General features: G+C 42.9%; 17 protein-coding genes and 1 other annotated feature. All 17 genes read right to left on the bottom strand.

Going from position 1 to position 19,826, the window contains the following annotated elements; translation table 11 throughout:
* Positions 1-5: 5 nt before the first annotated feature.
* The 17 genes from ACSBOP_RS01275 to sigH all read right to left on the bottom strand — a co-directional run bounded on the left by ACSBOP_RS01275 (position 6) and on the right by sigH (position 19,718).
* A complete protein-coding gene (locus tag ACSBOP_RS01275) occupies positions 6-1,601 on the bottom strand; it encodes an ABC transporter substrate-binding protein (protein WP_442602720.1) in 1,596 nt (531 codons plus the stop codon).
* A gap of 247 nt (positions 1,602-1,848) precedes the next feature.
* Positions 1,849-3,039, bottom strand: a complete 1,191-nt coding sequence (tuf, locus tag ACSBOP_RS01270; RefSeq protein WP_442602719.1) for an elongation factor Tu — start codon at positions 3,037-3,039, stop codon at positions 1,849-1,851.
* 104 nt (positions 3,040-3,143) lie between these two features.
* Positions 3,144-5,219: an elongation factor G gene (gene fusA / locus ACSBOP_RS01265; protein WP_442602718.1), complete on the bottom strand. Its 2,076-nt coding sequence runs from the start codon at positions 5,217-5,219 to the stop codon at positions 3,144-3,146.
* A 34-nt stretch (positions 5,220-5,253) separates the two neighbouring features.
* Entirely contained in the window at positions 5,254-5,724 is a 471-nt protein-coding gene (rpsG, locus tag ACSBOP_RS01260; RefSeq protein ID WP_258209974.1) for a 30S ribosomal protein S7, read from the bottom strand.
* Positions 5,725-5,779: 55 nt separating this feature from the next.
* Positions 5,780-6,199: a 30S ribosomal protein S12 gene (rpsL, locus tag ACSBOP_RS01255; RefSeq protein ID WP_442602717.1), complete on the bottom strand. Its 420-nt coding sequence runs from the start codon at positions 6,197-6,199 to the stop codon at positions 5,780-5,782.
* 149 nt (positions 6,200-6,348) lie between these two features.
* The gene (locus tag ACSBOP_RS01250) at positions 6,349-6,600 is read right to left on the bottom strand and encodes a ribosomal L7Ae/L30e/S12e/Gadd45 family protein (protein WP_442602716.1); all 252 of its coding nucleotides are present in this window, start codon (positions 6,598-6,600) and stop codon (positions 6,349-6,351) included.
* Between the two features lie 218 nt (positions 6,601-6,818).
* Positions 6,819-10,436 (bottom strand): DNA-directed RNA polymerase subunit beta', encoded by a 3,618-nt coding sequence (gene rpoC / locus ACSBOP_RS01245; protein ID WP_442602715.1) that lies wholly within the window; start codon positions 10,434-10,436, stop codon positions 6,819-6,821.
* 153 nt (positions 10,437-10,589) lie between these two features.
* A complete protein-coding gene (gene rpoB, locus ACSBOP_RS01240) occupies positions 10,590-14,132 on the bottom strand; it encodes a DNA-directed RNA polymerase subunit beta (protein ID WP_442602714.1) in 3,543 nt (1,180 codons plus the stop codon).
* Between the two features lie 361 nt (positions 14,133-14,493).
* Positions 14,494-15,090, bottom strand: coding sequence for a class I SAM-dependent methyltransferase (locus tag ACSBOP_RS01235; RefSeq protein ID WP_442602713.1), 597 nt, complete (start codon positions 15,088-15,090; stop codon positions 14,494-14,496).
* 135 nt (positions 15,091-15,225) lie between these two features.
* Positions 15,226-15,588 (bottom strand): 50S ribosomal protein L7/L12, encoded by a 363-nt coding sequence (gene rplL / locus ACSBOP_RS01230; protein WP_442602712.1) that lies wholly within the window; start codon positions 15,586-15,588, stop codon positions 15,226-15,228.
* Between the two features lie 74 nt (positions 15,589-15,662).
* Positions 15,663-16,169, bottom strand: a complete 507-nt coding sequence (rplJ, locus tag ACSBOP_RS01225; RefSeq protein WP_442602711.1) for a 50S ribosomal protein L10 — start codon at positions 16,167-16,169, stop codon at positions 15,663-15,665.
* Between the two features lie 73 nt (positions 16,170-16,242).
* Positions 16,243-16,400: a sequence feature (ribosomal protein L10 leader region), on the bottom strand.
* Between the two features lie 65 nt (positions 16,401-16,465).
* The gene (gene rplA / locus ACSBOP_RS01220) at positions 16,466-17,158 is read right to left on the bottom strand and encodes a 50S ribosomal protein L1 (protein WP_442602710.1); all 693 of its coding nucleotides are present in this window, start codon (positions 17,156-17,158) and stop codon (positions 16,466-16,468) included.
* Positions 17,159-17,233: 75 nt separating this feature from the next.
* Complete coding sequence (gene rplK, locus ACSBOP_RS01215; protein ID WP_442602709.1) at positions 17,234-17,659, bottom strand: 50S ribosomal protein L11; 426 nt, start codon at positions 17,657-17,659, stop codon at positions 17,234-17,236.
* Positions 17,660-17,805: 146 nt separating this feature from the next.
* Complete coding sequence (gene nusG / locus ACSBOP_RS01210; RefSeq protein WP_442604335.1) at positions 17,806-18,339, bottom strand: transcription termination/antitermination protein NusG; 534 nt, start codon at positions 18,337-18,339, stop codon at positions 17,806-17,808.
* 14 nt (positions 18,340-18,353) lie between these two features.
* Positions 18,354-18,524: a preprotein translocase subunit SecE gene (gene secE, locus ACSBOP_RS01205; protein WP_442604334.1), complete on the bottom strand. Its 171-nt coding sequence runs from the start codon at positions 18,522-18,524 to the stop codon at positions 18,354-18,356.
* Between the two features lie 56 nt (positions 18,525-18,580).
* Positions 18,581-18,730 carry a 50S ribosomal protein L33 gene (gene rpmG, locus ACSBOP_RS01200; protein WP_258209985.1) on the bottom strand — a complete coding sequence of 50 codons (150 nt, stop codon included), beginning with the start codon at positions 18,728-18,730 and terminating at the stop codon, positions 18,581-18,583.
* Between the two features lie 340 nt (positions 18,731-19,070).
* Positions 19,071-19,718: an RNA polymerase sporulation sigma factor SigH gene (sigH, locus tag ACSBOP_RS01195; protein ID WP_442602708.1), complete on the bottom strand. Its 648-nt coding sequence runs from the start codon at positions 19,716-19,718 to the stop codon at positions 19,071-19,073.
* Positions 19,719-19,826: the final 108 nt, after the last annotated feature.

Genomic DNA, 19,826 nt, shown 5'->3' with positions numbered 1-19,826 from the left:
TATTCTTACTTCAAGAAAATTTTAGCTAAGTTCTCAAACATAACGACTGGCTTAGGAGTAGCTTCTTGCAATCCGCCATACTTCTTATCTACAGCTACGATCGCTTTTGTATAGGCAATTGGTAATACTGGTAATTCATCTGCCAATGTATGTTGAATTTGCTTGTACAAATCAGCTCTTTTCGCATCATCAACTTCCACTGCCGCTTTTATCCACAAAGCATCTAAATCCTTATTTACATAGTGTGAATAATTGTATTCAGCGTCACTCATAAACAAGGACTTGTATGAATCAGGTTCAGAGCCCATGATGTAGCCATTGAAGAATAGATCAAAATCTTTATTGTTCTTATCTAATGTTTTATTGCCATATGCCGTAATATCCATTGGCATTAACTGTAGTTCGATTCCAATTTCTTTTAACTTTTGCTGTGCAAATAATGCCATACTTGCCTGAGCTTTATTCGAGTTAGCATAAGCAAGTTTAAGTTTCAATCCAGAAACGCCTGCTTTATTAAGCAGCTCTTTTGCTTTGTCTAAATTATAATCATAAGTCGGTACATCTTTAGAATGATAAAGTGTGTCTGGCGTCAAAACCGATGGAGCAGGTTCTGCGAAATCGCTAGACGAATATGCTGCTTTAATCAATTCATTTTTATCTAAAGCATAAGCGATCGCTAGACGAACCTCTTTCTTCTTCAGGACATCTATATTGAAGTTATATACCATGTAAGAAAGACGGCCTTCAGGATATGTCAGCATCTCAAATTTGCCAGAGTCATTTAATTTCTTAAAGTCTTGTGTGTCGATCATTTTCATTTGAATTTCGCCATTTTGCAAAGCAAGGTTCGATGCATTCGCATCTTTCGCTACACGATATGTGATCGTGTCGAGATTTCCTTTTCCACCAAAATAGTTATCAAAACGTTCTAACGTTACATATTCACCTGGGCGATATTCTTTAAATTTATAAGTACCAGAACCAACTGGCGTAGCATTCTTCGTAGACTTTTCTAAATCTGTTTCTCCTTCAAAAATGTGTTTCGGAATCGGTGACACTTGTACAAGTGCTCCTTCAAATGCCGCAGTGACTTGAGGCAACTTGAATTCAACAGTTAGCTCATCCACTTTCGTCACTTCAATTGGCTTGCCATCTAGGACAAATAAGCTGCGCAAGAAGCTATGCTGCTTCTCATCAAGAATGCTCTTAAAAGTAAACACTACATCATCTGCTGTCAGCTTCTGACCATCATGCCATGTCAAACCACTGCGAAGCTTCATTGTATATTTCAAATGATCCTCTGAAGGAGTCAGGCTCTCCGCAAGTACAAAGGATTTCTTACCATCATTAATATTAAAGAATGGAGCAAATAACGTTTGATCAATCGTCAGTGTTACACGATCTGATGCATATAACGGATTTATCGCTTTTGGATCATCCTGAACAGCAATGACAATACTACCGCCTGCTTTTGCTGTACCAGCTTCTCCTCCTGTACTTGGTGTTGCTTGATTTTCTCCTTTGCTACCGCAAGCAGTCGCAATAATCATCACTAACATGAGTGTTGCTGTTGTTGCCAATCTTAGCCATTTTCTGCTCATGTCGAAACCTCCCGGATTATGTCTTTTTTAATAGATAGGAACTAGTATAACAAATAACTCTAAAAGCGCAATACTAAATCCTACTATTTTACTATGATTTATTTAATTTATGTATTGCCTGCTTTATTTTCTGTTCAATTATGTCCAATGTTCTAAAATTTCACTACAAAAAACAAAAAAAGAAATCCACTATCCTAAAGGATAATGGATTTCCTATATACGCATTTAAGCAATCTTAAATGGTAAATTATTTGGAGATTGTAGCAACCGCGCCCGCACCAACAGTACGTCCGCCTTCGCGAATAGCGAAACGAGTACCTTCTTCGATAGCGATTGGGTTGATCAATTCTACTGTTACAGTGATGTTATCACCAGGCATTACCATCTCAGTGCCTTCTGGCAAGTTGATGATACCTGTAACGTCAGTTGTACGGAAGTAGAACTGTGGACGGTAACCAGTGAAGAAAGGCTTGTGACGGCCACCCTCTTCTTTAGTCAATACGTATACTTGAGCGGAAAAGTTAGTGTGTGGCTTAACGGAACCAACTTTAGCCAATACTTGACCACGCTCGATGTCGTTACGGTCTACACCACGAAGCAATGCTCCGATGTTGTCACCAGCTTGAGCGGAATCAAGAAGTTTACGGAACATCTCAACGCCTGTAACTACGCATTTGCGAGTTTCTTCAGCGATACCAACGATTTCAACTTCGTCTTGTACTTTAACAGTACCACGCTCTACACGGCCAGTTGCAACTGTACCACGGCCAGTGATGGAGAATACGTCCTCAACAGGCATAAGGAAAGGCTTGTCAGTTTGACGCTCAGGCAATGGGATGTAAGTATCCACTTGCTCGAACAATTCGATGATTTTGTCAGCCCACTCACCTGCAGGGTTTTGCAACGCTTCACGCGCAGAACCACGGATGATTGGAGTGTCGTCGCCTGGGAATTCGTATTCGCTAAGCAAATCACGGATTTCCATTTCAACAAGCTCAAGAAGCTCATCATCTTCAACCATGTCGCATTTGTTCATGAATACTACGATGTAAGGTACGCCTACTTGTTTGGACAACAAGATGTGCTCACGAGTTTGTGGCATAGGACCGTCAGCTGCGGATACAACCAAGATCGCGCCGTCCATTTGAGCAGCACCAGTAATCATGTTCTTAACGTAGTCAGCGTGACCAGGGCAGTCAACGTGAGCGTAGTGACGGTTAGGAGTCTCATACTCAACGTGAGCTGTGGAGATCGTGATACCACGTTCGCGCTCTTCTGGAGCTTTGTCGATTTGGTCAAATGCTACAGCAGCACCACCGTATCTTGTGGAAAGAACAGTTGTGATTGCAGCAGTTAAAGTTGTTTTACCATGGTCAACGTGACCAATTGTACCGATGTTAACATGCGGTTTATTACGTTCGAATTTTGACTTAGCCATTTCAAACATAGCCTCCTTAGATTAAAAAATAATATATTATTTAAGCAGATCGAAATATCCAATTGGATTGAACCACAGATATGTCGATCCGCTTAGATTTGCAATTATTCGCCTTTGTGCTTCGCGATAATTTCGTCAGCGATATTCTTAGGCACTTCTTCATAGTGAGAAAGTTCCATAGAATAAGTACCGCGACCTTGTGTACCAGAACGAAGAACAGTGGAGAATCCGAACATTTCGGACAATGGCACTTTACCACGAATGAACTGTGCTCCGTGACGGGAATCCATCCCTTCAACACGTCCACGACGGGAGTTAAGCATACCCATTGCGTCACCCATGTACTCTTCTGGAACTGTAACTTCTACCTTCATGATTGGCTCAAGAAGTGCAGGTTTACACTTGTCTTTAGCTGCTTTAAGAGCCATGGAACCAGCGATCTTAAACGCCATCTCATTGGAATCGACATCATGGTAAGAACCGTCTACGACAGTTGCTTTAACGTCAACCAATGGGAAGCCGGCAATAACACCGTTCTTCATGGATTCTTCAATACCAGCTTGGATCGGAGCGATGTATTCACGAGGAATCGCACCACCGACGATTTTGCTTTCAAACACAAAGCCAGTACCAGCTTCAAGTGGTTCAAACTCAACCCAACAATGTCCGTATTGACCACGGCCACCGGATTGACGAACGAACTTACCTTCAACTTTCGCAGCTGCACGGAATGTTTCGCGGTATGCAACTTGTGGTTTACCCACGTTAGTCTCAACTTTGAACTCACGACGCATACGGTCTACGATAATCTCAAGGTGAAGCTCACCCATACCCGAAAGGATAGTTTGACCAGTCTCTTCATCAGTACGCGCTCTTAATGTCGGATCTTCTTCCGTCAATTTGGAAAGCGCAATACCCATTTTGTCTTGGTCAGCTTTTGTTTTTGGCTCAACTGCAAGGTCGATAACCGGATCAGGGAAGTTCATGGACTCCAAGATTACCGGATGTTTCTCGTCGCAAAGTGTGTCGCCTGTACCTGTATCTTTCAAACCTACTGCAGCTGCAATATCACCGGAGTAAACTTCGGAGATTTCTTGACGGCTGTTCGCATGCATTTGAAGGATACGACCGATACGCTCACGCTTGCCTTTAGTTGCATTGATTACATAAGAACCGGATTGCAATACGCCGGAATACACACGGAAGAACGTGAGTTTACCAACGAAAGGATCCGTAGCAATCTTAAATGCAAGAGCAGCAAACGGCTCTTCGTCAGAAGATTTACGTACAGTCTCAGTACCATCATCAAGAGTACCCTTGATGTCTGGAACGTCAATTGGAGCTGGTAAGTAATCAACAACAGCATCCATCATCAATTGAACCCCTTTATTACGGTAAGAGGAACCACAGATAACAGGGAAGATTTTCACTTCACATACGCCTTTACGAAGCGCTGCTTTGATTTCAGCAGTTGTAATTTCTTCACCTTCAAGGTACTTCATTGTCAATTCTTCATCAAGCTCAGCCACTTTCTCGATAAGCTCTACACGAAGTTCAGCAACTTTTTCCTTGAATTCTTCAGGAATGTCAGTAACTTCGATATTAAGACCTTTGTCGTCTCTGAACATGTGAGCACGCTCTTCAACGATGTCAATAATACCTGCGAAGTCACTTTCTGCGCCGATTGGAAGCTGAATCGCTACTGCGTTAGCACCCAATTTAAGACGCATGGATTCGATTACGTTTAAGTAATCCGCACCAATGATGTCCATTTTGTTAACATAAGCAACACGAGGAACACCATATTTGTCAGCCTGTCTCCATACAGTTTCAGACTGTGGCTCTACGCCTTCTTTTGCACTAAATACACCAACTGCTCCATCCAATACGCGAAGGGAACGTTCAACTTCAACAGTGAAGTCAACGTGTCCCGGGGTATCGATGATATTGATGCGGTGACCCTTCCAAGCAGCGGTAGTAGCAGCGGAAGTAATTGTGATTCCGCGCTCCTGCTCTTGTTCCATCCAGTCCATTGTAGCTGCACCTTCGTGCACCTCACCGATTTTGTGAGTACGGCCTGTGAAGAACAAGATACGCTCTGTAGTAGTCGTTTTACCAGCATCAATATGCGCCATGATCCCGATATTACGCGTATCTTTTAAGGAGAACTCTCTAGTCATTAAATCGTCTCCTAACTATATTGCGAATTTTATCCTACCAACGGTAGTGAGCAAATGCTTTATTTGCTTCCGCCATTTTGTGTGTATCTTCACGTTTCTTAACGGAAGAACCTGTGCTGTTGCTAGCATCGATAATCTCGAAAGCTAGTCTTTCTTCCATCGTTTTCTCACCACGAAGACGAGAGTAGTTAACCAACCAACGAAGACCAAGTGTCGTACGACGCTCTGGTTTAACTTCGATTGGAACTTGATAGTTAGCTCCACCTACACGACGAGCTTTAACTTCAAGAACTGGCATGATGTTCTTGATTGCTGTCTCAAACACTTCCATCGGGTCTTTACCAGTACGGTCTTTCACGATGTTAAAAGCGTTATATAAAATGGATTGTGCTACTCCTCTTTTACCGTCAATCATGATGCGGTTGATTAGACGAGTAACCAATTTGCTGCTATAAATCGGATCTGGCAATACATCTCTTTTTGTAACAGGACCTTTACGAGGCATAGTAATCCCCCTTTCTCAAAAGATTAATCCCAAATGACTCATCATCATTAGGTTATTATTTTTTAACTTTAGGACGCTTAGTTCCGTATTTGGAACGAGCTTGCATACGATTGTTAACACCTGAAGTATCAAGTGCACCACGAACGATATGATAACGAACCCCTGGAAGGTCTTTTACTCTTCCTCCACGGATCAACACCACACTATGCTCTTGCAAGTTGTGTCCGATACCTGGAATATAAGCAGTTACCTCTACACGGTTAGTCAAACGTACACGCGCATATTTACGAAGAGCCGAGTTCGGCTTTTTCGGTGTCATTGTGCCTACACGAGTACATACGCCACGTTTTTGCGGAGCGCTCAAATCCGTTGCTTCTCTCTTCAATGCGTTGAAACCTTTTTGCAAAGCTGGAGACTTGGATTTAACCACTTTCGCTTGACGGCCTTTACGTACCAATTGGTTAATTGTTGGCATGTCGCCACCTCCTCTCTAATAATAAACCCTACTCAATGCTATTTTTGCAAGCCCACAGATCCAGGCGAATCGCAATTGGGCAAAGAGAAAGTTTTTACCTGAGGAATTTAGCGCTTCGCACAATTCTCCTCCAGCAAAAACGGTCTGTTCTACTCATTTACAATCGCTACCATCGCAGCGCCAACATCGATTCCACAAGCTTTACCTAGTAATTTCATAGAGTCTACATAAGTAATCTCTACGTCCATTCTTTGACAAAGTGCTGTAATCTTATTGAGCAACCGCAAGTCCGTATCTTTGGCAATGAAAACTGCTTTAGCCTTGCCAAGTTCAACACTTCTTGTAGCTTGCTTTGTGCCAATACTCAGCTTTTCAGCCTGCTTCACTTTTTCGTAAGACATGTGTCATATCCTCCAAAGTAATGCATTGTATCCATATTTCCTAGGCACACTTTGATATATTAGCACCTCATCCAGTGCATGTCAAGAAAATTGCCTGCCTCCGGTAAGATTTATTTTATCTCAACCTGAGACAGGCACCTATTCTCTTGTTCTGAATCAATTCCACAACGCTTTAACATCCTGAAATTGATTCGTTATATCAACGTATTGCTTAAGTTTTACTCAACAGCTACGGTTTCTTTTTCCACATCTGCAGACTCAATTTCGTCATATGGTGTCGTAATTCTAACATTACGGTAACGAGGCATACCCGTACCAGCTGGAATTAACTTACCAATAATAACGTTCTCTTTAAGTCCAAGAAGTTGGTCAACTTTACCTTTAATCGCTGCATCAGTCAAGACACGAGTTGTCTCTTGGAAGGATGCTGCTGACAAGAAGGAGTCCGTTTCAAGTGAAGCCTTCGTAATCCCGAGTAGGATTGGCTTCGCAACCGCAGGTTCTGTACCTGCCATAAGGGCGATTTTATTCGCATCTTCATATTCATGAATGTCGACGAATGCACCCGGCAATAGTGTTGTATCACCTGCATCAATGATGCGGATTTTACGTAACATTTGACGGATCATTACTTCGACGTGCTTATCGTTAATTTCTACCCCTTGGTTACGGTAAACGCGTTGTACCTCTTGCAAAATGTAGTTTTGCACGCCGCGGATACCTTTAATGCGCAACATTTCTTTAGGATCGATAGAACCGTCTGTCAGTTCATCCCCTGCTTCGATTTGCTGATTTACGGAGACACGAATACGAGAACCGTAAGGAACGGAATATACGCGAGATTCTGCTTCGCCTTGAACTTCAATTTCACGACGATCTTTAGCTTCACGAATATCTTTAACAATACCGTCCATTTCAGTAATAAGCGCTTGACCTTTCGGATTACGAGCTTCGAAAAGCTCCTGAATACGAGGCAAACCTTGTGTAATATCGTCTCCCGCAACGCCCCCTGTATGGAACGTACGCATTGTAAGTTGTGTCCCTGGCTCACCAATGGATTGAGCAGCAATAATACCAACTGCCTCCCCGATCTCTACATGCTGTCCTGTAGCCAAGTTACGGCCATAGCACTTTTTGCAGACGCCATGTTTGGAACGACAGGAAAGAACGGAACGAATCTGTAATTTTTCAATTCCAGCGTCAATAATTGCATTCGCTTCGTCAGCTTCAATCAGCTGATTACGCGCAACAATGACATCACCTGTTTGTGGATGACGAATCGTTGCAAAAGAGTAACGTCCTTCGATCCGGTCGAACAGGTCTTCGATCACTTCTTTACCATCTTGAATCTTACTTACTGTGAAGCCTTTATCTGTACCGCAGTCTTCGTCACGAACGATAACGTCCTGTGCAACGTCAACTAGACGACGAGTCAGGTAACCTGAGTCAGCTGTCCGTAGTGCTGTATCGGCCAAACCTTTACGTGCACCATGCGTTGAAATAAAGTACTCGAGTACTGTCAGACCTTCACGGAAGTTCGATTTAATCGGCAACTCGATAATTTTACCGGACGGATTCGCCATCAAACCACGCATACCGCCTAGCTGTGTAATCTGTGATTTATTACCACGCGCTTTGGACTCAACCATCATGTTGATGGAGTTGTACTTATCAAGAGACTTCATCAGGATATCCGTGATTTCGTCTTTTGCACGACTCCAAATCGCAATGACACGGTCATAACGCTCATCATCTGTGATCAAACCGCGACGATACTGCATTGTAACTGTACGAACCTTCTCATCGGAATCTGCAAGAATCTGATCCTTTTCAGGTGGTACGATAACGTCCGCTACAGCAACCGTAATACCGGCTTTTGTGGAATAAGTGAAACCAAGCTCTTTGATTTTATCCAAAATCATTGACGTTTGGGTAGTGTGATACTTACGGAAGCATTCGCCAATGATTGAACCTAAATAGTCTTTACCAACGGCTTTTGTTTCTGGAAGTTCACGTAATTGTTTACGAACATCTTCACCTTTACCAAAAATGAAGTAGTTATCCGATGCACCATTTAACAAGTTGGCTCTCGTTGCTTCATTAATGAATGGGAAGTCTGTTGGGAAAATCTCGTTGAAGATGATTTTACCAATCGTCGTCACTAACATTGCTTCTTGCTGCGCACTTGTAAAGCTTTGCTTATTCAGAGCTTTAACCGGGATTGCAACACGAGCATGCAATTCAGCATTACCGCTTTGGTAAGCAGATACTGCTTCATGTACAGTACGAACGATGATACAACCACCACGAGCATGAATGTTATCCGTAGTCAGGTAGAATGATCCTAGAACCATATCCTGAGACGGAGTAACAACTGGCTTACCGTCTTTCGGGTTCAAAATGTTACCGGAAGCAAGCATAAGCACACGTGCTTCAGCTTGAGCTTCAGCGGAAAGCGGAACGTGAACCGCCATTTGGTCACCGTCAAAGTCAGCGTTATAAGCCGTACAAACAAGCGGATGCAATTTGATCGCGCGACCTTCAACTAGAATCGGTTCAAATGCTTGAATACCAAGTCTGTGAAGCGTTGGTGCACGGTTCAATAATACCGGATGTTCGCGAATTACTTCTTCTAGTACATCCCATACATCTGGAGACACGCGTTCAACTTTGCGCTTCGCACTCTTGATGTTATGAGCCAAACCTTTATTCACAAGCTCTTTCATAACGAAAGGCTTGAATAGTTCAAGTGCCATTTCTTTAGGCAGACCGCACTGGTACATTTTCAAACTTGGACCTACTACGATAACGGAACGACCCGAGTAGTCAACACGTTTACCGAGCAAGTTTTGACGGAAACGACCTTGCTTACCTTTAAGCATGTGGCTTAAAGATTTAAGCGGACGGTTACCAGGACCCGTAACAGGACGGCCACGACGGCCATTATCGATAAGAGCATCTACTGCTTCTTGCAACATACGCTTCTCATTTTGAACGATAATGTCTGGAGCACCTAGATCAAGTAGACGCTTAAGACGGTTGTTACGGTTAATAACACGACGGTACAAATCGTTAAGGTCGGAAGTCGCAAAACGTCCACCATCCAATTGAACCATCGGACGAAGTTCTGGTGGAATAACCGGCAACACATCAAGTACCATCCAATCTGGGTGGTTCTTGGAGTTACGGAAAGCTTCCATGACTTCAAGACGCTTAATCGCACGATTACGACGTTGGCCTTGTGCAGTCTTCAGTTCTTCTTTTAGCGAATCCACTTCTTTATCGATATCGATGTCCTGTAAAAGTTTCTTTACAGCTTCTGCACCCATACCAGCGTGGAACGCATATCCGTACTTTTCACGATAAGAACGATATTCTTTCTCGGAAAGCAGTTGTTTCTTCTCAAGCGGTGTATCACCTGGATCTGTTACCACGTAGGAAGCGAAGTAGATTACTTCTTCCAAAGAACGTGGAGACATATCAAGAGCAAGACCCATACGGGATGGAATCCCCTTGAAATACCAAATGTGTGATACGGGTGCTGCTAATTCAATGTGTCCCATACGTTCACGACGTACTTTTTGACGCGTTACTTCTACACCGCAACGGTCACAGACTACACCTTTATAACGAACACGCTTGTACTTACCGCAATGACATTCCCAATCTTTAGTCGGCCCAAAGATTTTCTCACAGAATAAGCCTTCTTTTTCAGGCTTCAAGGTTCTGTAGTTAATCGTCTCCGGCTTTTTGACTTCACCGCGGGACCAGGAACGAATTTTGTCAGGCGAAGCTAAGCCGATTTTCATGAACTCGAAGTTGTTAACGTCCAACAAGGAGCAACCCTCCTTACAGATATGCTGACTCTTTTTCAAAACATGTAACGAACCTACAAACAATCATCTATTATGCTAATACAACGAATGTTGGAAATTACGCCAAGGAAACTACCTAGTGGTAGTCCCCTTAGCAATAACTTCTATTTGAACTTACTCTTCTCCCATTTCGGAGCCTTCGATGTTCAAGTTGAGCTTGTCATTCGCTGCATCATCTTCATCATCGCTTTCTTTCATTTCGATCTCTTTTTGATCTCCAGAAAGAATCTTAACATCCATACCTAAGCTTTGAAGCTCTTTGATCAATACTTTGAATGATTCAGGAACACCTGGTTCTGGAACATTCTCACCTTTGACGATTGATTCGTACGTCTTCACGCGGCCGACAACATCATCGGACTTCACAGTCAAGATCTCTTGCAACGTATAAGCTGCACCGTACGCCTCAAGTGCCCAAACCTCCATCTCACCAAAACGCTGACCACCGAATTGCGCTTTACCACCGAGTGGTTGTTGCGTAACGAGTGAGTAAGGTCCAGTGGAACGAGCATGGATTTTATCATCAACCATGTGCGCCAGTTTGATCATGTACATGACGCCAACTGTTACTTCGCGCTCAAATGGATCTCCTGTACGACCATCATACAAACGAGTTTTACCATTACGCTGCATACCTGCTTCTTCCATCGTGTCAAACACGTCATACTCATGCGCACCATCAAATACTGGTGTTGCAACATGAATACCAAGCGCTTTAGCAGCCATACCGATGTGAACTTCGAGTACTTGACCGATGTTCATCCGTGATGGTACCCCTAGTGGGTTTAGCACGACTTGGACAGGTGTTCCGTCAGGTAGGAACGGCATATCTTCTTCCGGTAAAATACGGGCAATAACACCCTTATTACCGTGACGACCCGCCATCTTATCCCCTTCAGAAATCTTACGTTTCTGAGCGATATACACACGAACGAGTTGATTCACACCAGGAGGCAGCTCATCGCCGTTCTCACGGGTAAATACTTTAACGTCAACAACGATACCGTCGGTACCATGAGGTACACGTAGGGATGTGTCACGAACCTCGCGCGCTTTTTCACCGAAAATTGCATGTAACAAGCGCTCTTCAGCAGTTAGTTCCGTTACACCCTTAGGGGTTACTTTACCAACTAGAATGTCTCCCGCGTTAATTTCCGCACCTACACGGATAATGCCGCGTTCGTCAAGGTTTTTCAGAGCATCTTCACCGACATTCGGAATGTCGCGTGTGATCTCTTCAGGTCCGAGCTTCGTATCACGAGCTTCAGACTCGTATTCTTCAATATGAATAGACGTATAAACGTCTTCTTTAACTAGTTTCTCGCTTAGTAGGATCGCATCCTCATAGTTGTAACCTTCCCAAGTCATAAACGCAACAACTACGTTACGACCTAGTGCCAATTCACCTTGTTCTGTTGAAGGTCCATCAGCTAGAATGTCACCCTTACGAACAACGTCACCTAATTTGCAAATCGGACGTTGGTTGATGCAAGTTCCTTGGTTAGAACGCATAAACTTGTGAATCTTATGTTTCACAAGATCGCCCTTCACTAGCTTACCGTCAATTGCTTCATGACGACGAAGCCAGATCTCGTTACCAGAAACTCGCTCAATCACACCATCATGCTTCGAGACGATACATACACCGGAGTCTTTCGCAGCTTTGTGCTCCATTCCTGTACCTACAAGCGGTGCTTTAGGGATCAGAAGTGGAACAGCTTGCCGCTGCATGTTCGATCCCATGAGCGCACGGTTAGAGTCATCGTTCTCTAAGAACGGAATGAGCGCCGTTGCCACGGAAACAACCTGCTTAGGCGAAACGTCCATGTAATCGACACGTTCGATTGGCAATGTCAAGATATCATCTTTGAAACGAACGATAACTTGATCCTCTTGGAAGTTACCTTCTTCAGTAAGAATAGCGTTCGCTTGAGCGATAACATAGTTATCCTCTTCATCAGCCGTCAAATAAGAAATCTTATCTGTTACAATACCTGTCTTCGGATCAACCCAGCGATACGGCGCTTCGATGAAGCCGTACTCATTAATACGGGCAAACGTGGACAAGGAGTTGATCAAACCAATGTTTGGTCCCTCTGGTGTCTCAATCGGACACATACGACCATAGTGGGAGTGATGGACGTCACGCACTTCAAAGCCCGCGCGCTCACGCGTCAAACCACCGGGTCCTAGGGCAGATAAACGGCGCTTATGCGTAAGTTCAGCAAGCGGGTTCGTCTGATCCATAAACTGCGACAATTGGGAGCTTCCGAAGAACTCTTTAATTGAAGCAATAACTGGACGAATATTGATCAATGCCTGAGGCGTAATCACATTCGCATCTTGAATGGACATACGCTCACGAACAACACGCTCCATACGGGATAGACCAATACGGAACTGATTCTGTAAAAGTTCACCAACGGAACGCAGACGACGGTTACCCAAGTGGTCAATATCGTCCGTGCTGCCAATTCCACGTAGTAAATTCATAAAATAGTTAATCGAGGCAATAATATCTGCCGGAGTAATGTTCTTCACTGCTTTATCGATGAAACCGTTGGAAATAACTTTCACAACTTTTCCATCTTCGCTTGGTGAGTACACATTAATCGCTTGGACTGGGATTTCATCAGCTCCAGAAATACCGTTAGGCACGTTAATTGCCTTCATGCCAACGCCATTTTCCAGGAACGGAAGAATCTTATCCAAAAGACGACGATCAAGTGTTTGACCCGTCTCTGCAATAATTTCACCTGTATCCGGATCATACAAAGTTTCCGCTAGCTTCTGGTTGAATAAGCGGTTCTTAATATGAAGCTTTTTGTTAATTTTGTAACGACCTACATTCGCCAAGTCATAACGCTTCGGATCAAAGAAACGCGAAACAAGCAATGAACGCGCATTATCGATCGTAGGCGGCTCACCTGGACGCAAGCGCTCATAGATTTCAATAAGTGCTTTTTCCGTAGAGTCCGTATTATCTTTATCCAAGGTATTCTGGATATACTCGTCTTCACCGAGCAAATCCAAAATTTCAGCATCTGTTCCAAAGCCCATTGCACGAAGCAATACCGTAACCGGAATTTTACGTGTACGGTCAATACGAACGTAGATGATATCCTTCGAATCTGTCTCCAATTCAAGCCATGCACCGCGGTTCGGAATGACCGTTGCCGTGTATGTTTTTTTACCGTTCTTATCCACTTTCGTGCTATAATAAACACTCGGGGAGCGAACTAGTTGGGAGACGATAACTCGTTCTGCACCGTTTATAATGAAGGTTCCCGTTTCTGTCATAACAGGGAAATCTCCCATAAACACTTCCTGTTCCTTCACTTCGCCCGTCTCGTTATTAATTAAACGCACTTTTACACGCAGCGGTGCTGCATAAGTAACGTCGCGCTCTTTGGATTCATCAACAGAATATTTAGGCTCCCCTAAATTATAATCAATGAATTCTAATACGAGATTTCCCGTAAAATCTTGAATCGGGGAGATATCCTGAAACATTTCACGAAGCCCTTCATCCAAGAACCATTCATATGATTTCTGCTGGATTTCAATCAGGTTCGGAATGCCAAGCACCTCATTGATTCGAGCATAAGTCCTGCGTTTACGTCGACCAAATTGAACAAGATGTCCCGCCAACTTCATCACCCCTCGAGTCTACTCAATATCTTTTTAAAAATAAATAAGAAAAACTTCTCACATTGACTCCTGCCAGATGTCGGTTCGCCATAAAGCGGCCACCCCTAGCTTGTGATAATCATGGATGGAGGTTTTTCTCGTTGATTCTGCAAGGAAATTCCATATTTTTCTACTCATTTTGTTAGATTTGCCCAAAAATCTAACAATATACCTTGATTTTCAAAAATATACGCGAATTTCTCAAAAACTCTTGACTTTTTTGTTTGTAACGAAATTATGGGCATCTTAATACTGACATTTTTTAATGATACCACAATAAAAAAGTCAAGTCAAATATTTTTTCCATAGACAACCTGATTCATAACGTTTATTTTATGGCTTTGATGATACGGTAGCCTTTATCCTTTGTCACTTCTTCTACCTGCTCGAAAAGAGACTCCAGTTTACTAAACGCAGAAGGTGCACCCTGTTTTTTCTGAATCACAACCCACAATGAGCCGCCAGATCGCAGAACCTCATGTGCTTCTTCAAAAATCCGATGGACAACCTCTTTCCCCGCACGAATTGGAGGGTTAGTGAGAACAACATCAAAACTTTGACCCCGCACTTCTGCTAATGTATCACTTTGCAATACCGTAACATTACTCACGCCATTTCGATCCGCATTCCCTTTGGACAGTTCAACTGCACGTTCATTAATATCAAGCATCGTCACCTGATTATCCGGGGACATCGAAGCAGCAGTAAGTCCAATTGGTCCATAACCACAACCTACATCAAGCACTGCGGAACCTGCTTCTATTTGCATCGCTTCTATTAATACCTTGCTGCCGTAATCAATGCCTTTTTTTGAAAATACACCTGCGTCTGTTACAAATTTAAATTTATACCCGCGAAGTGTAACTTCTAATTGATGTTGATCATGCCCGACAGTTGGCTTAGGTGAATAGTAGTGCTCAGCCATATTCAGCCTCCTTTGCATTATTTCAAAAACCTTCAATCTCACTATAGAAAATCTTCTTCAGATATTAATTACTTTTGAAATAAAGCAAACCTCTTGAAGCTATCGCCTCAAGAGGTTTGAAAATGAAATATATGATTATTTCACTTCTACGGAAGCGCCAGCTTCTTCAAGCTTAGCTTTGATAGCTTCTGCTTCTTCTTTAGCCACTTTTTCTTTAAGAGCTTTTGGTGCGTTGTCAACAAGATCTTTAGCTTCTTTCAAGCCAAGGCCTGTGATTTCGCGTACTACTTTAATAACGTTGATTTTGGATGCACCAGCGTTGTTAAGGATTACGTCGAATTCGGATTGCTCAGCAACTTCTGCTGCGCCGCCACCTGCTGCTACCACTGTAGGTGCTGCTGCAGTTACGCCAAATTCTTCTTCGATTGCTTTAACCAAGTCGTTCAATTCCAAAATTGTCATGCCTTTGATAGCTTCCAAGATTTGTTCGTTGCTCATGGTTATACCTCCATTTATTGATCGATTAAATCGATATAATTTTTTTTTGTAAAAAAGTAAATCCAAACCTAGTGTTACGCTTGTGCGCCTTCTTGCTTCTCGGATACAGCTTTAACCGCAAGGGCGAAGTTGCGTACAGGAGCTTGAAGGACGCTGAGTAGCATGGACAGAAGACCGTCTCTGGATGGTAGATCTGCCAAAGCTTTAATTTGTGCATAGTCAACAACTTTACCTTCAACTACGCCACCTTTAACTTCAAGTTTGTCATTTTTCTTAGCGAAATCAGTTAAGATTTTAGCTGGAGAAACAACATCATCTTTGCTAAATGCAATCGCAGTTGGACCAACTAGATATTGATCAAGTTCAGTCAACTCTGTGCTTGCAGTCGCACGACGCAACATTGTGTTTTTCAAAACTTCGAATTCAACACCAGCTTCACGTAGTGTTTTACGTAGTTCAGTTACTTGAGCCACGTTAAGACCACGGTAGTCAGTTACGATCGCACAAGAGCTATCACGGAATTTACCGGAAATTTCGGATACCAATTGTTCTTTGCTAGCGATAATTTTTGCGTTTGCCATTTGTTACACCTCACTTCGATCGCATAATCGTTTGCATGCTGCAAACAGATATTGATTTCAGCATTCCTTTGCTTTGAGGCAAAAGAAATGCCTTCGCAGACAATACGAAGGCATGTTGTGTTCTTCTTATCTCGGAACGAGTCCGAGATAAGTGAACTTTATATCACAACACCTCGGCAGGACATTAAGTCTTTCGACACCTGCTGTCTACGGTCTACTATTCGTTTTTACAACCTTAGATAGATTATCATGAATGACTACGAAAGTCAATTCATATCCTCTATTTGGAAGAAATCTTATCTAAAGGATTGCAGGTTCACACGTACGCTTGGTCCCATTGTGGAAGAAACGGCAACACCTTTAAGGTATTGACCTTTCGCCGCAGCTGGTTTCGCTCTTACAAGCGCATCAAGCAATGCTTTGAAGTTGTCAGCCAACTTATCAGCATCGAAAGATACTTTACCAAGTGGAGCATGAATTTGTCCTGCTTTATCAAGACGGTATTCGATTTTACCTGCTTTGATCTCATTAACAGCTTTCGTTACGTCGAAAGTAACTGTGCCTGCTTTCGGGTTAGGCATTAAACCTTTACCACCCAAAATACGACCCAATTTACCGACTTCACTCATCATGTCAGGAGTTGCAACGCAGACATCGAATTCGAACCAGCCTTGTTGGATTTTGTTAATCATGTCAGCATCGCCTACGAAGTCAGCACCAGCAGCTTCCGCTTCTTTTGCTTTTTCCCCTTTAGCGAATACCAAGACACGCTTAGTTTTACCAGTACCGTGTGGCAATACAACTACACCACGAACAGCTTGGTCTTGTTTTCTTGGGTCAACGCCCAAGCGAACAGCGATATCAACAGTCTCATCAAACTTAGCAGAAGCAAGCTTCTTTACTAGTTCGATAGCTTCTTGCGGCTCGTACAACGTTTCCGCTGTTACTTGCTTAGCCGCTTCAACATATTTCTTACCATGTTTAGCCATGTTAGTTCCTCCTTTGTGGTATTAACGGATAGTCCTCCCACCGATTGCAGCTAGATAGCTGCCTTACAAATGGAATTAGTCAACGATCGTGATGCCCATGCTGCGAGCTGTACCTTCAACCATACGCATTGCAGCTTCAACAGATGCAGCGTTAAGGTCAGGCATTTTTTGCTCAGCGATTTCGCGAACTACATCGCGTTTAACAGTTGCAACTTTCTTCTTGTTCGGTTCGCCTGATCCTTTTTCGATACCAGCGGAAACGCGAAGCAAGACAGCAGCAGGAGGAGTTTTCGTGATAAACGTAAACGAACGATCCTCAAATACTGTGATTTCAACCGGAATAATTAGTCCCGCTTGATCAGCAGTCTTAGCGTTAAATTCTTTACAGAAAGCCATGATGTTAACCCCTGCTTGACCCAAAGCTGGACCAATCGGTGGAGCTGGATTCGCTTTCCCTGCAGGAACCTGCAGTTTCACCATTTTAATTACCTTTTTAGCCATGTGAGACACCTCCTTGCTCGTATTGTGGTCAGACGGGATGATAGTTCCCTCCCACTGAAAAGGCCTACTCCTCAATCAGGAACAGGCCAGAAGAAACCAAACTTTGTTCAGAAGTGTTCTGTGAGATCACAATAACACAACTTGATCTATAGCTTCTCCACTTGAGTGTAATCCAACTCTAGCGGGGTTTCTCTGCCAAACATATTGACGTGAACTTTTAGCTTACTTTTCTCAACAATGATCTCTTCGATCGTGCCGACAAAGTTAGCAAACGGACCTACCATAACACGAACATTATCTTTCAATTCGAAATCAATTACCGGCTTCGGCTCATCCATACCCATATGTTTAAGGATAGCTTCTACTTCTTCCGGTAAAAGAGCTGTCGGTTTGGAACCAGAGCCCGTCGAGCCCACAAATCCGGTTACACCGGGTGTATTACGTACTACATACCAAGAGTCGTCAGTTTGAATCATTTCCACAAGCACATAGCCTGGGTACACTTTTCGCATAACAGACTTCTTCTTACCATCTTTGTTCACGATTTCTTCTTCCATCGGAACAAGGACGCGGAAGATCTTGTCCGTCATGTCCATTGATTCAACGCGTTTCTCTAAATTGGCTTTGACTTTGTTTTCATACCCTGAATAGGTATGTACGACATACCATCTTTTCTCCATAGTTTCCATCACAATTATACTATCGTCCTTAACAGTTTACTGATACCAAGGTCAAGTAAGAAGAAATAAATAGCGATGAAAGCAACTAAGCCAAGAGTAACTAGAGTGTAACTAGTTAATTCTTTGCGGCTTGGCCACTTTACTTTCTTAAGTTCAGTACCACTTTCCTTAAAAAAGTTGAACATGGATGAAAAGCTTCGTTTTACTGGCGTAAATAAAGCCACAACTACACCCCCACTAACTACCTAGTCTCACGATGACCGGTATGTTCATTGCAGTGTCTGCAATATTTTTTAAGTTCCATACGGTCTGGATTGTTGCGCTTATTTTTAACGGATGTATAGTTTCTTTGTTTGCAATTTGTACACGCTAATGTAATGAAAACCCGCATGCGATACACCTCCCGAGACATACTTCAATTCCGCCCCGTTTTTGTGCATCATAAAAAAGCGCTATACAGGGCTACCTGCAATACTTTAGCATATGTGAATTTTCATGTCAAGAAAAACTCTAGTGCACAAGAGCTATACAAACATGTTATAAGCACTTCCATTCACGCGTTCATACTAACCATTATGTACGAATCCCCGCGGCCTTAAACGGATTTATCAACGATGATGATAATAAACACGTACCAACAATTAGCACAGCAGGTACTATTTTGCGAAAATCATGATATGTACAACAAAAAAAGTGCTCAACATCGTGAGCACTTACTTCAATCCGTTTGTTTATATTAAATCACGAACTTCTAAATACCGTTCCAACTTACGTTTCACACGCTGCAAGGCGTTATCGATCGATTTGACATGACGGTCTAAATCAACTGCGATTTCCTGATATGACCTGCCATCCAGATAAAGCATCAATACCCGTCGTTCCAATTCACTTAATATTTCTCCCATCTTATCTTCAAGACCTGTAAATTCTTCACGATTAATAATGAGTTCTTCAGGGTCTGATACGCGTGATCCACATATAACATCCAGCAATGTACGATCTGAATCTTCATCATAGATGGGCTTGTCCAGCGATACGTAGGAGTTGAGGGGGATGTGCTTTTGCCTTGTTGCGGTTTTGATTGCGGTGATAATTTGCCTGGTTATACAAATTTCTGCGAAGGCTTTAAAAGATGCCAGCTTATCTCCTCGAAAATCGCGAATCGATTTATATAAGCCGATCATGCCTTCTTGTACGATGTCTTCGCGATCTGCGCCAATTAAAAAGTAGGAACGAGCCTTTGCTCGAACAAGGTTTCGATATTTATGAATTAAATACTCAAGCGCATCACTATTCCCGTGGCGAACCGCTTCGATTATATCTTCATCTGAAACCAGATCAAAATCGCCAATCCTTAAATCCTTGAGGTCGACACTCACCTACAATCCCTCCGGCCCGGCCTAAAAGTGCTACCATTTCACAAAGTAAAGATAGGTCAAGTATACATGAATAATTCCGAGGACGTCAACGGGAATAATCAGTCTTTT

The organism is Paenibacillus sp. KN14-4R, from assembly GCF_052180255.1.
Lineage (GTDB): Bacteria > Bacillota > Bacilli > Paenibacillales > NBRC-103111 > Paenibacillus_AM.
This window is presented reverse-complemented; position numbering and strand designations above follow the sequence as displayed.